Below are 14,455 nucleotides of genomic sequence, written 5' to 3' on the forward strand. Positions count from 1 at the left end.
TTTTACCTTTTCTTCTGCTGAAGCGTCTTGTTGATGTCTTCGCCGGACATCGCCTCAATGTTTTGGATAATCTGAGCAATCTTTTCAGTTTGACCTGGCTTTCTTTCTAGAGCAATTAGATGTTGGGACAGTTTCGCTACGGTCGTTGCCTCAAACAGAACGTGCAGGGGTAGTTCCACCTGGAAAATGTCCCGCAGTCGGGAGAGAACCTGAGTTGCTAGTAGTGAGTGACCTCCCAATTCAAAAAAGTTGTCGTAGATTCCCACTTGCTCCACTCTGAGTACTTCGCTCCAGATTAGAGCTAACACTTCCTCTACAGGGTTGCGAGGTGCTACAAAAGTTTCTTCTAGTTCGGGTCTGATGCCGTCAGGGGCAGGCAACGCGAGGCGGTCTACCTTACCGTTGGGTGTCAGTGGCAGTTTATCCAGCAGTATGAAGGCGGAAGGCACCATATACTCTGGCAGTTTCTCTTTCAAGAACCGACGCAGTTCACTGGTTGTAATTGGTTGCTCTTGGTCAGGGACTACATAAGCTACTAAGCGCTTTTCACCAGGGATATCTTCTCTATCCAAGACGACAACCTCCCGCACCCCTGGATATTGGTTCAGCACCGCCTCAATCTCCCCTAGCTCGATCCGGAAGCCCCGAATCTTGACTTGGTGGTCAATCCGCCCGATGAACTCAAGGTTTCCATTGCTCAAGTAGCGAACCAAGTCCCCAGTCTTGTATAGCCGTGCTATCGGTTCTTGGCTATAGGGATTGGAAATAAATTTATCGGCTGTCAGATCGGGACGGTTGAGATAGCCCCTTGCCACACCGACCCCGCCAATGTATAGTTCGCCCACTACGCCAATAGGAACTGGTTGGAGATGGTTATCCAGGACGTAAGTTTGAACGTTAGGAATTGCAGAACCAATGGGCACCTCTGCTGAGGCTAACTCCGATAAGTCGCACTTGGTGGCAACTATTGTGGTTTCCGTAGGACCGTAAGTATTTACTAGCCGCACGCTATTGGTAGCATATTTTTGCCAAATTGTCAACTGGGTCTTCAGCGCTTTTTCTCCGCCAATCAATACCAAACGCAGTTGCTTAGGTAAGATACAACCTTCGGTAGCTAAGCCAGAAGCCACTTGATGCCAGAATGCTGTAGGCAGATCTAACACCGTTAGCTCAAGTTCACAACATTTTTGTAAGAACACGCGTACTGAACTTAACATGGCATCAGTACGCAGCACCAAGGTTCCACCCCGTATCAGACAGGGAAATATCTCTTCCGCCGCCGCATCGAAACTAATAGAGGCAAACTGCAATACGCGATCGCCTATGTCCAACTCATATTCATCCGCCGCCGCCTGGGTGTAGTTCGTCAAAGCACCGTGTGGAATCATCACACCCTTGGGAACACCAGTGGACCCAGAGGTGTAGATGACATAAGCTAGATTTTCAGCAGTGACATCATTATTAACAGGGTTTTCCTGACTTTCGCAGGCAATAACTTCCCAGTCTGTGTCTATCGACACGACCTTAGCTTTGTGTTTGGGTAGCCATTGTGTGATTTTCTGTTGGGTAATTAACACCGACGATTGAGAATCTTCCAGCATCAAAGCCAACCTTTGGGGTGGATATGCCGGGTCTAGGGGCACATACGCCCCACCTGCCTTAAGGATGGCTAAAATTCCTACCAACATCTGTGGCGATCGCTCTAGGCAGATACTAACCAGCACGTCCGATCCCACACCCAAAAACTTTAGGTAATGCGCTAGTTGATTGGCACGCAGGTTCAGTTCGCGGTAGGACAGTTTTTCATTTGCAAACTCCACCGCTACAGCATCGGGGGTTCGCTCCACCTGGGCGGCAAACAGTTCGTGGACGCATTGGTCAATTTTGGATTTTGGCTCGTTCCCAGGCTCCTGCCTGGGAATGCGGATTTTGGATTGATTCTGGTTGAACTCTACAAGCAGTTGATGCAGTTCTGCTTTTGATAATATCGATAACTCTGAGAGTTTATGGTGTGGATTGGCGAGAATACTTTCCAGCAAAGTTTGAAAATGACTTGCCATCCGCATGATGGTGGCAGCATCAAACAAGTCGGTGTTGTACTCCAAGGATGCCGCTAGTTCTCCGTCCACTTCCGCCATTGTCAGTGTTAAATCGAACTGCGCCACCCGTTGTTCCAGTGCCAAGGACTCCATCTCCAGTTTGCCCAGATGCATCCGTGCCCCAGTCTCGCCTAAAGCAAACGATGCCAAGCCTTCCTCATTGAGAATATGCGCTTTCTGCAAGACGAACATGGTTTGGAACAGGGGCGAACGGCTTGGATCTCGTACTGGTTGCAGTCGCTCTACCAACAGTGCAAAGGAGTAGTCTTGGTGTTCAAAGGCATGAATCACGGTCTGTTGTACTTGACCAAGAAACGCAAGGAAGGTTGGGTTTCCTGACATATCCGACCGTAAAACCACGGGATTGACGAAGTAGCCTACCAGCGCCGCAAAATCAGCGCGATTCCGCCCCGCTGTGGGCGAGCCTACTAGAATATCTTCTTGACCTGTATAGCGATGGAGCAGCACCTTAAAGGCAGCCAGTAACGTCATATAGAGGGTGGCTCCTTGGGTGCGACTGTGCGCCTTAAGTCTCTGGGTCAGATCTGCACTCAGCTTGAACGGTACAGTTGCCCCCTGATAGGTTTGAATCAGTGGTCGAGGTCGATCGGTGGATAAATTTAATACTGGTAAATGACCCGCCAGTTGCTTTTGCCAATATGCCCAAAACCGCTCTCCTTCTGCACTTGCTAGCATTTCTGCTGTAGCGCGAGAATAGTCAGTGTACTGTAGTGGCAAAGGAGCAAGGGACACAGAAGTACCATCTTTTTGAGCCTCGTACAGTATTCCTAGCTCCTGCACCAGTACTGCCAGGGACCAGAAGTCACCCACGATGTGATGTACACCCAGCTGCAGAATATGCTCTTGTGCTGACCGCGCAAACAGATTTACCCGCATCAGGGGACCTCGTTCCAGATTGAAGGGACGGTGCGCCTCTTCCAGCAGACGTTGGTTCACAGACTCCTCACTCCAAGTGGAAATGTCTTGCTTGTGGAAGTCAAAGACCCTCTGCTGGTGAACTTGTTGAACGGGTTCCCCGTAATAAGCAGTGAAAGTAGTCCGTAAAGCAGGATGGCGTTCTACCAGTTTTTCAAACGCACGCTGTAATGCAGGAATGTCTATATCTCCCTTGATGCGCACCGCATTGACAATGTTGTAAGCTGGGCTTAGGGGTGCTAGCTGGTACAAAAACCACAGGGAGCGCTGACCATAAGACAGAGGTTGTTCAACATCAGCTTCCACAACTGGGACAAGAGTGGTTTGTTGGTTAGGTGCAGCCAACTGAGTTAACACCAAGCTAACAAGTTGGACTATACTATCGCCTTCTAAGAAACTCGTCATCGGCAGAACCACACCCAGATCGGTTTCGATGCTGTGCTGCAGTTCTGTTGCCATCAAGGAGTCCAGACCCAAGGAACTCAAGGGCTGCTGCAAGTCCAACTGGTTCGGGGCTATCTTCAACACCCGTGCCACACACTCCTGAAGATAAGACTCCAATAGCGGCTTTTGGTGTTTTGATTCTATTGCTAGCAGAGCTTCGCGAGTCAGTTTATCTTTGCTCTCCATGACATAGGTATCTTCCAAAATGCTGCTACCTACTACATCCAGGCTGCCATTAAGATAATCAGCGCGGCAGGCATGACGTTGAATCTTGCCACTGGAAGTTTTGGGAATGCTTCCAGGCTTGAGCAGTAAGACACCATAAACTTGCAACTCGTGTTGTTCTGCAACTGCTTGACGAATAGCTTTCACGACCTCCTCGACATTTAAATGCCGGAGGTGGCTCCGCTTGACTTCCACAACAACTGCTAGCCGTTCTTCACCTGTGACATCAATGGCAAATGCCGCACTACAGGTGGGTTGCAGTGCCGAATGGCTCTGTTCCAATGTCAGTTCAATGTCCTGGGGGTAATGGTTGCGACCACGGATGATAATTAAATCCTTGAGGCGACCAGTAACAAAGAGTTCGCCTGAGTACAAAAATCCTAAGTCGCCTGTACGCAAAAATGAACCTTCTCCAGAGTCCTTGAGGTACGCGCGGAAAGTGGGTTCTGTCTCCTCAGTTCGCCTCCAGTAACCCTGAGTCACACTGTTACCTGAAACCCAAATCTCACCTACCTCTCCAGGTGCACAGCGAGTTAATGTCTCAGGGTGGGCAATCACAACCCGCAAATCCTGCAAGGGTTGACCCGAACTCACTAATTTCTGAGTCGCACCATCCTCTAAAGTGGCTGGAATGACTCGACTTTGTTCTAGCGCCGCTTTCTCGACGCTTTGGAATACTGGCGGCGCTTCCTTGGTACCACCAGAAACAATGAGCGTCGTTTCTGCCATGCCATAACATGGGTAAAAAGCTTTTTGTCGAAAGCCAGAATCAGCAAAAGTTCGAGCAAACCGCTCAATAGTCTCGGCACGGACGGGTTCGGCTCCGTTAAAAGCCACCTCCCAGCTACTTAGGTCAAGAGTCGCCCGTTGTTCGGGAGTAATTTTGCTCACACACAGATCATAAGCAAAATTCGGCCCACCACTTGTGGTCGCTTTGTATCGGCAAATGGCTTGGAGCCAACGGAAAGGATTTTGGAGAAAAGCCACTGGCGGCATTAGGATACACTCAGTTCCTAAGTACAGGGGCTGAAGCATATTCCCAATCAAACCCATGTCATGGAACAGGGGCAACCAGCCGACGACAATAGTTTGCTCAGTATGTCCAAAACCTGATTTGATCAGTTGTTGGTTGTGTAAAAGATTTCCGTGGTTCACCATCACACCTTTTGGTGTAGAGGTAGAACCCGAAGTATATTGCAGAAAAGCTAATGTGTCGCTAGTTACCTCCGTCTTTTGCCAATGGTCTTCCAGACCACCTGTGAGACTGTCAGTGGCAAGCCATTGTAGAGCCCCCAACTCTGGAGTATGAGTGAATAAACGGGAGCCATTAGATAGTATTTGGGCGGTAGTAAGCACTACCGTTGCCTGAGTATCCACCACAATCGCTTGCAACCTTGGCATAGGTCGATTTAAGTGGGGTGGATAGGCGGGAACAGCAACAACCCCTGCATACAAACAGCCAAAAAATGCCGGAATAAATTCCAAACCAGGCGTATATAGAAGTAGGGCACGTTCCCCCTTGGCAACACCTAATAACTGTAACTCTTGCGCGATCGCCCGAGCCTGTCTATCCAATTCTTGATAAGTCAAGCTTGAGCTTTCTGTTTCTCCATCCTGTAAAAAGGTAAAACCTACTTTATTTGGCTGGTCTAGTGCTCTGTAGCGCAGCAGGTCTATAAAAGTGGAAAATTTTAAATCATTTAAATAGTCAGTCATCTTACTTGAGTCTCATGTGAAAGTCCAACAGTTCTGAAGCGTCGGCTAGTAAAAAAAGAGTTTTATTTAAAGTTGTGAAGTCGTTTCTTGTGGTTCATTAAAAAGTAAGCGTCAGCCATTAATATCTACCTAGTCAGCCAATTTCAAAAATCGCACAAATTCATATGCAGTAAGCTTTGTGATCATTTGCCAAGGAGAAGTTCAGTTGAAATAAACTTTTTTCGGTCGTAATTACATTCCTCTACAAAGGATTGAATATGGATTTCGGATTGCCGAAAAAATAAATGGACATTTTGGCATTACAAAGGTACGTATATTGATTAATACTGTTTCACATGCCTGTTTCATGCAAAATGCAACTTTTTGTTACATGTGTTTACATATAACGGCAAGCAATGATTTTCGCGCTTACGCATTGACAAAATTTTTATGGCATGGTATTGGATGACTTGATTTGCAGAACAGAAGTTAAGTACTCATTTAGCTTTCTTTCTGTATTCTTAAGAACGCAAGTTGCTAGTTAGTCCCCTAAATAGTATCACAACATACAAAAACATGTCTAAATATTTCAAGTTACAACAAATAAGTTTTGTACTTAAGTCGGGGCACTTTTTGATAACTAGCAACTTGGGTTCATAGATCTAAGCACCCATCACTGATGCACTTTTGGGATAGAAATTGAAAAATTTGCCAGTATTCTGTTCAGTTCAACCAAGAAGATTGAGTGCGGTGGCGTTGATGCACGTAACTGTCTCAAAGTAAAGTCCATAAGTCCTAGATTTCTAAATAATGCACGTACATTGATTAATCAGGTTTCAGATGCCTGTTTTATGAAAGATATTGCATTTTTTTACATTTTTTTACATATAGCGGGGAGCAATGATTTCTAAATATGGCAGATATGCTTTGACAAAGTCAGTACCCCTAAGGGTAATTTCTCATTGAAGCCGCTACAACAGATTTTTAGGATTTTTTCCCAATAATACACGTTAGAAAGGTATAAAAACTCCACAGACTGATATTGACCTGGTTAAACAACGCTATAAGGACGCGCTAGCTAGAGAGCAACAACCATGACAGAAGAACCTGTTTTTGAAGAAAACAGCCGCTTCATTTTTAGGACTTACGCAAGCGTCACAATATAAGGTCAACTGGCACATATATTTCAAATGGAGGTAAATACTGGTAAGCATTGATTTATAAACGTTATAGCCAAATTATCCCCGTGTGACAGTTTGAATAAAAATGTGCCAGTTGCGTAAGTCCTGATTTTCCATGAGCCTTGGATGGACAACCCTACACAATGTCTACTCGTAAAACCCAAAATCTGGGTGTGTTTTTGCGGCTTAGCCTGCGAATTTGGGCAAAACTAGTTGACTGGAGGCCGCAAAAATACAAGGGTTGTCCATCCTTGTTGAGGGTTTACCCAACCCAAACGTATTCGCTGACCTCGGTTTAGAGGATGCAGAGGAACTTTTTACCCGTGATAAGATAGGCATTGTCGTACTCCACCTCCTGAAAGAACGTAACTTGAAACAGCGCGAAATCAGTGACTTTCTCGGCATTCTACAGCCAGAAGTATCTCATCTGATGAAAGGAGAGTTTCAACGATTCAGTGAGGGCAAACTACTCATTTTCCTCAAGCGACTCGATACGGAAATCACCTTGCATCTTCACCCCCGTCATGGGAGAAAACAAGCTGCTGAAACTGTGGTACCGCTTTCGGGTTGTTAGTCCTTTAGCGGTAAACAAAAATTGGTTGCTTTGATATTTTGCAGCCTGAATTTAGCCCAACCTATACACAACTAGTTTTCTGTAACTTTGATTTCATACAAGTTCCAGAATGGGCCACCTAGGGCTGTGTATTTGATACCTTGGAAGCGATCGCGCACTGCCTGCAAATTTAACCGTTCTACCAAGTGAATAAACGGTAACTGTTCCGAGGCAATTCGCTGATATTCGTAATAAATTTCTTTGCGCTTGTTCTCATCCAATTCTTGTGCACCCTTAACATAAAGTCGGTCAATTTCCTTTTCCCAATCGGAAGGTTCCCAGCCAATGATTGGAGGTTTACCGGGTTGTGAACCTTGATTAAATGCGTGGGATGCTCCTTTAATTCTCCAGATATTGCTAGCACCGTGAGGTTCAACGCCGCCGCCAAGAAACCCACCAAGGTAACAATCCCAGTTCTGGGACACTTTAAGTTTATCTATATAGGCGTTAAAAGTAAGGACTTGCAAATCAAGATGAATTCCAATGTTAGCCAAATCCTGTCTGATTTGCGCTGCCATATCTGCCCTAGTTTTCCTTTCTACATTGGTTAACAGCGTAAATCTGACTCGGTTGCCATCAGCATCCAACAGTTGATTCTGAGAATTATATTTGAAACCGGCTTGTAATAGTAATTTCTTTGCTTTCTCTGGATCGTAATTGTAAACTTTTAACCCTTTTTCTGGTGGAAGGTAGAAGGGACTTTTGACATAAACAAAGGAATTTTGCGGTTCTCCTAGTCCGCGAAAAACATTTATTTTCATCGCTTCACGGTTAATTGCATAGGCTATAGCTTGTCTGAATTCCTTTTTATTAAACCAACGAGACTTGATTGGATCTACAAAAGGTTGTCCTTTAGGATTTTTGCCTTTAGTGAGATTAAAAGCAATAAAACTTGTGCCTGTATCAGGTCCTCCGTTATAAATGTTGAAACCTACTCGCTTTTCCTCTCGTTTAAGCAAACTAAACCCTTCCGGGGTCACTTCCAAATCATCTAGCTGCCCAGAGCGAAAACTGATTAACTGATTGTCAGTAGATTCAATAATTTGGTAAACAATGCGCTCAATGTAAGGTTGAGGTTTGCCTTGAGTATCTTTGCGCCAGTAGTATGGGTTACGCTTGAATATCACTCGCTGACTTGGAATGTAACTTTCCATCACATAAGGACCGTTCCCCACAATTTTTTTTGGATCAGTGTCTGTTCCCCACATTGAAAAAAACTTGGGATTCCCATCAGAACCAGTTGTGCGAACAGACTCCTGTAGAACATGAGCAGGCAGAATTGTGATACCGCCTACCCATCTTAAAAAAGGAGCAAAAGGTTCGGGTATCGTGAATTCCACGCGTCGTTCATCAAGTTTTTTTACATTTGGTGTTGCCCCACTTTCACCAATTTTCAGAGAGTCCTTAACAGGAGTGGGAATTTTTGGATTTAAGTAAATTTCGTTGTAAGAAAACACAACATCATCAGCAGTCATTGGCTGACCATCTGACCACTTTAGTCCTTCTCTGAGGGTAATAATAATCCGCTTACCATTGTCAAAAACTTCCCAGGACTCGGCTAAAGCAGGCTCTTGCTTGTTGGTAAGAGGATTTTCATTTATCAATGAGTCGTAGATAAAGCCAAAAACGCCATATGCCGTCTCATTCAATGCTGAGTTAAAAGTTGAAGGTGCACCCAGAGTAGCAGTGATCATTCGCGGAACTTGAGCCGCTTGGCTTTTAAACTGACTGGGATTACAACCATTGAGGGCTACTACTACCAATAGACTCAGTAAAGTGAAAATCCAACTACGTTGGAAAAGTTGTTTAAAAATACTAGACTTCATAAATCTTAATGGGTTTTGTTACTTAATGAGTTGTATTTCATTTGAGTCCGAAAACTGATATTGTATCTAAATTGAGCAATATTTTAATGCTGCTGTTGCAGTTATTTACGCCAATAAAGCCTGCTTATGCAGGCTTTTGCATAGAAATCTAAGCCACAACAGACTTTATTTAGCCATCGCCACAAACTTGTTGCAGTGTGGTAAAAAATTCTGGGTAGGATACCGCTGCTGCTTCTGCACGCTGGATAATCGTTTGACCAGAAGCTTTGAGAGATGCGATCGCCAAACTCATCGCAATCCGGTGATCAGTATGACTATCAACCTCAGCACCCGATAGGGAGGTTCCGCCAGTGATTTCCATACCATCAGGTAATTCTGTCACCTGTGCCCCCATTTTGTTGAGTTGCTGTGCTGTGACAGCAATGCGATCGCTTTCTTTGACTCTTAACTCAGCAGCGTCCCGAATGATCGTCGTTCCTTGCGCGAAAACCGCTGCCACTGCCAAAATTGGGATTTCATCAATCAACCTAGGGATAATATCACCAGAGATAGTGCAACTTTTCAAACGACTGGAACGCACTCGTAAATCAGCGACTGGTTCCCCAGCCACCTCCCGCTGATTTTCCTGTTGGATATCTGCTCCCATCATCGCCAAGGCTTCTAAAATGCCTGTGCGGGTGGGATTTACTCCAACATTTTCAATAACCAGTTCAGAATCTGGTACAATTGCCCCAGCGACTAACCAAAAAGCTGCGGAACTTATATCGCCTGGAACAATCACTGTTTGCCCGTAAAGTTGAGTAGGCCCAGTGATTGTGACACTGTTGGTTTGGTGGTCTGTAACTAAATTTGCCCCAAATGCCCGTAGCATGCGTTCGCTGTGATCGCGTGAAAGTGATGGTTCTGTCACAATCGTTTTTCCCTCTGTCGTCAAACCTGCAAGGAGAATGCAAGATTTCACTTGGGCAGAGGCGATGGGGGAATTGTAGTGAATAGGTTTGAGGGACTTTCCTTGAACTGCAAGTGGTGCAAGTGTATTACCTTTTCGTCCCCAAATTTGCGATCCCATTTCTTGTAATGGTTTGATAACACGGGACATGGGACGCGATCGCAAGGAACTATCACCTGTCACGGTAAAAAAGCGCCCAGCATGAGATGCCAAAAGTCCCAGCATCAGGCGTATCGTTGTTCCAGAGTTACCAGCATCTAAGACATCAACTGGTTCTTGTAAGTTTCCTAAACCGATGCCTTTAACCCGCACCAATTCCGTATTCAACTCGGAAATTTCTGCCCCCATCGCTTGGAAACAGCTTGCTGTGCTACGGGGATCTTCTCCCAAAAGTAGACCGGAAATCTGGGTTTCGCCTTCGGCTATTGCGCCCAGCATCAAAGCTCTATGGGAGATAGATTTATCACCTGGAACACGGATGCGACCTTGTAGAGATAGAGAAGCAGCAGGCTCAATGATTAAGTTTTGAGAAGCGCTCTCCCTCTTTTCTACGGTTATAACAGAAGCTGACATTAAGATAAACTGGCGTTGACTGCGCTAGTATCGTATCGCTTTCCTTGCTCCCCCAGATCTACTAATCTTTATCAATTTCTTCTTGTAACTCATCTCATTGATTGGCTTTTTGCCCTTATCGCTCCCATGCTTACTCACCATCGCAAGCCCGTGTGCCTATCACTTATTTCCACAGATCTACCAGTTTGGTCTGTTGTGGAAACTGCCGCAACACTCTACCAAAAAGATCGTGACAGATTCCATTTACTTTTGTCCGCACCACCTGTAAAAGACTCTCAAAGCGTAGACGACTTTCTGCTGACAAACAACACACTTTGCCAAGAACAAAGTAGCACTCCAGTTCCTAGTGGTCCGCGAGTATTATGGCTGGAAATTTCCCCGTACAGAGTGACTATGACTATGCAAGGAAATGGTCAGTTGAGTTATCGTCACTTTTGGGAACAGGGAGTTTACGGCATTACTCGCTACTGGTTACCTGTTGAATCATTACAACCTAGCGAACCTATTCGCTTAAGAAATTTCACCCGCAGCCTAACACTCGACGGACACCCCCTACCAAAGCATCTACGAGTGGAGTACGAATTGTGGGCAGGAAAAATCCAACTAGGATCTTACGTCCTTAGCTTAGAAATAAAACACTAAAGGTAAAAGTAAATCATATAAATCCTCCTTTGCAATTATTTCTCCTTTGTTCAGGAGGATTTTTATCAGTTATCAGTTACCAGTTACCACTTACCAGTTATCAATTATTCACTGTTCACTGTTCTGTGTTATTTAACCAAAATAGCTGGGTTCGTTGCCCGGTTTCCACTTGATATTGCAACCAATACTGGGCATTTGGTTGGCTGTAACTCGTTGACCGGACAATACTGCGTCAATAGCTGCGCGTAGATCTCTACCTGTTACAGCTTTGCCATTGCCAGGGCGACTATCATCCAATTGTCCTCGATAAACAAGTTGACGCCTGTCATCAAAGAGAAAGAAATCTGGTGTGCAAGCTGCTGTGTAAGCTTTTGCAGTTTTTTGGCTTTCGTCGTAACAAAAAGGAAATTTAAAATCAAGTTCTATCGCCATTGCCCTGAGAAATTCAGGATCATCATCTGGATAGTTATGGACATCATTGCTACTAATGGCAACCATTCCTAAACCATTATGAACGTAATCTTTTCCCAACTGCGCCAATTCTGACTTCACAAGCTTTACAAACGGGCAATGCTGACAAATAAACATCACAAGTAAACCTTGTTTATCAGCAAAAGTCGAAAGCGAAATCGTTTCTTCATGTAGCACATCCAGTAGATGAAAATCTGGCGCTTTAGTACCTAGTGGTAACATTGTTGAAGCAGTTAAAGCCATAATCCTAATATTTTTTTCCGCAAGACTGAGTCATATCGTTTTCAATATACCAATTGTTTGTAATTAATAAAACCTTTTTATAGATGATGATTTCTCTGTATTTTTAGTATACTTTCAGTCAGTAAATCTGTTTGAAAGTTAACGGAAATGACGTGACTGTGGTTGATTTTGAAGCTGATACGGGGAACGAGGCGCATTACTTCGCAAAAGGAGCAAAGGAATACTGAGGATTCCAAAAATAATGACTACTCCAGTCATTACCCAAACGGTGAACTTACTGGGTTGATAATTTCCTTCTTCAATTTGAGAAAAAACTTGATTATATCGCCAGACTGCTAAAAGTAAAGTAATAATACCAAATATTACCAAACAAATACCCAAATTTTCTGAGGTGAAAAAAGGATGTGGTGATGGTTCGTGTTGCTGTTGAGTCAGAGAGAAATTAAGCTGGCGTATAAATAGACCAAATCTAGCAATAGCAAAACCAAAGCCAATTAGTGATATTGAAGTGCGTAGCCAAGCTAAAAATGTGCGCTCGTTTGCTTGATGCTCCCTTTGACGGTCAATTTTGGGCATTTTGCTCATAATGTAGCAGTTTGATCCTGTTTAACCCACAACAGAACACTACCGTATTATGTCCTCAGAAATACTCCCTCTGACGGGTAGCTTTGACAAAGGTAGAGAAAACACAATCGAACTTGCTAAACTTTTTTAAACAATTTGCTCGACTAGCACCAGTAGTGGTGATATGTTAAGCGAGGCGGTTTTTTTGACTTTCTGGCAACCATGACAGCAACTGGCAAGGCAATCAAATATAATTACAAGGCACTGCACAAGCCGAAAGCGCTGATTTATGGTCAAGGTCAGACAGCAGTGATAACGGGATGGACTGTAAAGGGTGCGATCGCCAAACATCTACACCCCCAAGAATATGCTGTCATTGGACAGCTCTACTCTCCGACAAGAGGAATAAACTTACTGATTCGCAATTTGCTTTATAATCCCCATGTCCGCAACTTGGTTGTTCTTAACGCCACCAAAGAAGATAAGAACGCAGGTGCTGGAATCTGCTTGCTCGACTTTTTCCGCAATGGCTTTGAACAAGGATTGAGCGATACTGGACGCCGTTGCTGGGTGATTCGCTCGCTTTATGTTGGATATATTGATATTGAAGTTGATGCTAGTGCGCTACAAAAACTGCGTCAGTCTATAGAGTTTCAAGAAGCGAAATCAATTGCTGAAGCTTGTAATCTGGTGAAGTCTTTTGCAGAAAAAGTAGCGAGCAAACCTTGGGGTTTACCATTAGAATTTCCCATATCTATTGTAGTGCCAACTGCTTTACCAGGTTCACGATACGCACACAGAATTGAGGGTAAAACTATTGCTGAAACTTGGGTGAAAATCATCCATTTAATTAAAACAACCGGAACAATTCGACCAAGTGCATATGAGGGACAATGGCAGGAATTAATTGATGTCATGGCAGTTGTCACTTCAGAACCAGAAAATTTTTATTTTCCAGAACCCAATTATTTACCAATTAACCGTGATTTTTTACAAGAATATATTTCTCAAACTTTAGACGATGCACCCAACCAAGAAGGAGTAAAGTATACATACGGTCAACGTTTGCGTTCTTGGTTTGGACGCGACCAAATTCAGCAAGTGATTGATAAACTAGTCATTGATATTGATTCAGCTAGGGCGGTCATGTCTTTGTGGGATGTTAGTAATGATGCTAACGATAGTCCGCCTTGCCTGAATCATATTTGGGTGAGAATAGTTGATAATGAACTCTCAATGACCGCGACTTTGCGGAGTAATGATATGTTTTCAGCATGGCCCGCAAATGCAATGGGATTGCGTGCTTTGCAACAACATATTCGAGATGAAATATGTAAAATCTCAACTCATTCATTAAAAATGGGACCATTAATTACTATCAGTCAAAGCGCCCATATATATGATGACTGCTGGGAAAATGCAGAAAAAGTTATTCAGTCTCAGTATACGAAAATTTGTCAGCAGCGAGATTATGCAGATCCCGCAGGCAGTTTTGTGATTAGTGTGCAAGACGGCAAAATTCTTGTCGAACAGATGACTCCTGGTTCTGGAGAAGTTGTGAACTGCTTTTTAGGTAAGTCTGCAAAACAACTGTATCAACAAATAGCAGCTAGTTGTCAGGGCTTGCAAATTGAACACGCTATGTACTTAGGGACGGAGTTACAAAAAGCAGAATTTGCGTTGTCAATGGAACAAGAGTTGAGTTATGAGCAAGATAAATCAATAAAAAAGCTGAAGTGTGAAGGATAATAAACCTAATATTTCGCCTCAGTGAAAACACTGATCTTTATAGCGTAAACAGTAAATGAAATTGTATGTAAAATTTTGTAGAAGAATATACATCTTGTTCATGCAGCTTTGAATATCAATTTTATCAGAGGTAGAGCGGTATGTTTTGTTCTTTAGAGCAAATTAGCGACATTGGGTTTTTAAATTTCTGGTAAATTCCGCAAAAATATAAGTTATTTTATATACTCTGTTATTTATACTGACAA

8 protein-coding genes are annotated in these 14,455 nt (G+C 43.8%); 3 read left to right on the forward strand and 5 right to left on the reverse strand.

The genetic code is table 11. The features are described 5' to 3' along the window. Nucleotides 1-2: 2 nt before the first annotated feature. Nucleotides 3-5,420, reverse strand: a complete 5,418-nt coding sequence (locus AC5590_RS22610) for a non-ribosomal peptide synthetase (protein WP_169265649.1) — start codon at nucleotides 5,418-5,420, stop codon at nucleotides 3-5. 1,401 nt (nucleotides 5,421-6,821) lie between these two features. On the opposite strand from AC5590_RS22610, the gene AC5590_RS22615 reads away from it, so the two are divergent. Beyond that, a complete protein-coding gene (locus tag AC5590_RS22615; RefSeq protein ID WP_169265650.1) occupies nucleotides 6,822-7,154 on the forward strand; it encodes a helix-turn-helix domain-containing protein in 333 nt (110 codons plus the stop codon). 71 nt (nucleotides 7,155-7,225) lie between these two features. Here the strand turns inward: AC5590_RS22615 and AC5590_RS22620 are convergent, their stop codons facing one another. Both AC5590_RS22620 and aroA read right to left on the reverse strand, forming a co-directional pair. After that, on the reverse strand, nucleotides 7,226-9,019 hold the full coding sequence (locus tag AC5590_RS22620) for an ABC transporter substrate-binding protein (RefSeq protein ID WP_169265651.1): 1,794 nt from the start codon (nucleotides 9,017-9,019) through the stop codon (nucleotides 7,226-7,228). Between the two features lie 169 nt (nucleotides 9,020-9,188). After that, nucleotides 9,189-10,541, reverse strand: coding sequence for a 3-phosphoshikimate 1-carboxyvinyltransferase (gene aroA, locus AC5590_RS22625; protein ID WP_169265652.1), 1,353 nt, complete (start codon nucleotides 10,539-10,541; stop codon nucleotides 9,189-9,191). Nucleotides 10,542-10,667: 126 nt separating this feature from the next. Here aroA and AC5590_RS22630 point away from each other — a divergent pair, with 126 nt between their 5' ends. Continuing rightward, nucleotides 10,668-11,183, forward strand: coding sequence for a hypothetical protein (locus tag AC5590_RS22630; protein ID WP_169265653.1), 516 nt, complete (start codon nucleotides 10,668-10,670; stop codon nucleotides 11,181-11,183). Nucleotides 11,184-11,315: 132 nt separating this feature from the next. Here the strand turns inward: AC5590_RS22630 and AC5590_RS22635 are convergent, their stop codons facing one another. Together AC5590_RS22635 and AC5590_RS22640 are read right to left on the reverse strand one after the other, a co-directional pair. Further along, nucleotides 11,316-11,897 carry a thioredoxin family protein gene (locus tag AC5590_RS22635; protein WP_169265654.1) on the reverse strand — a complete coding sequence of 194 codons (582 nt, stop codon included), beginning with the start codon at nucleotides 11,895-11,897 and terminating at the stop codon, nucleotides 11,316-11,318. Between the two features lie 138 nt (nucleotides 11,898-12,035). Beyond that, nucleotides 12,036-12,482 (reverse strand): YidH family protein, encoded by a 447-nt coding sequence (locus AC5590_RS22640; RefSeq protein WP_169265655.1) that lies wholly within the window; start codon nucleotides 12,480-12,482, stop codon nucleotides 12,036-12,038. A 201-nt stretch (nucleotides 12,483-12,683) separates the two neighbouring features. On the opposite strand from AC5590_RS22640, the gene AC5590_RS22645 reads away from it, so the two are divergent. Continuing rightward, complete coding sequence (locus AC5590_RS22645; protein WP_169265656.1) at nucleotides 12,684-14,210, forward strand: thymidylate synthase; 1,527 nt, start codon at nucleotides 12,684-12,686, stop codon at nucleotides 14,208-14,210. Nucleotides 14,211-14,455: the final 245 nt, after the last annotated feature.

The organism is Brasilonema octagenarum UFV-OR1 (assembly GCF_963888615.1).
Taxonomy (GTDB): domain Bacteria; phylum Cyanobacteriota; class Cyanobacteriia; order Cyanobacteriales; family Nostocaceae; genus Brasilonema; species Brasilonema sennae.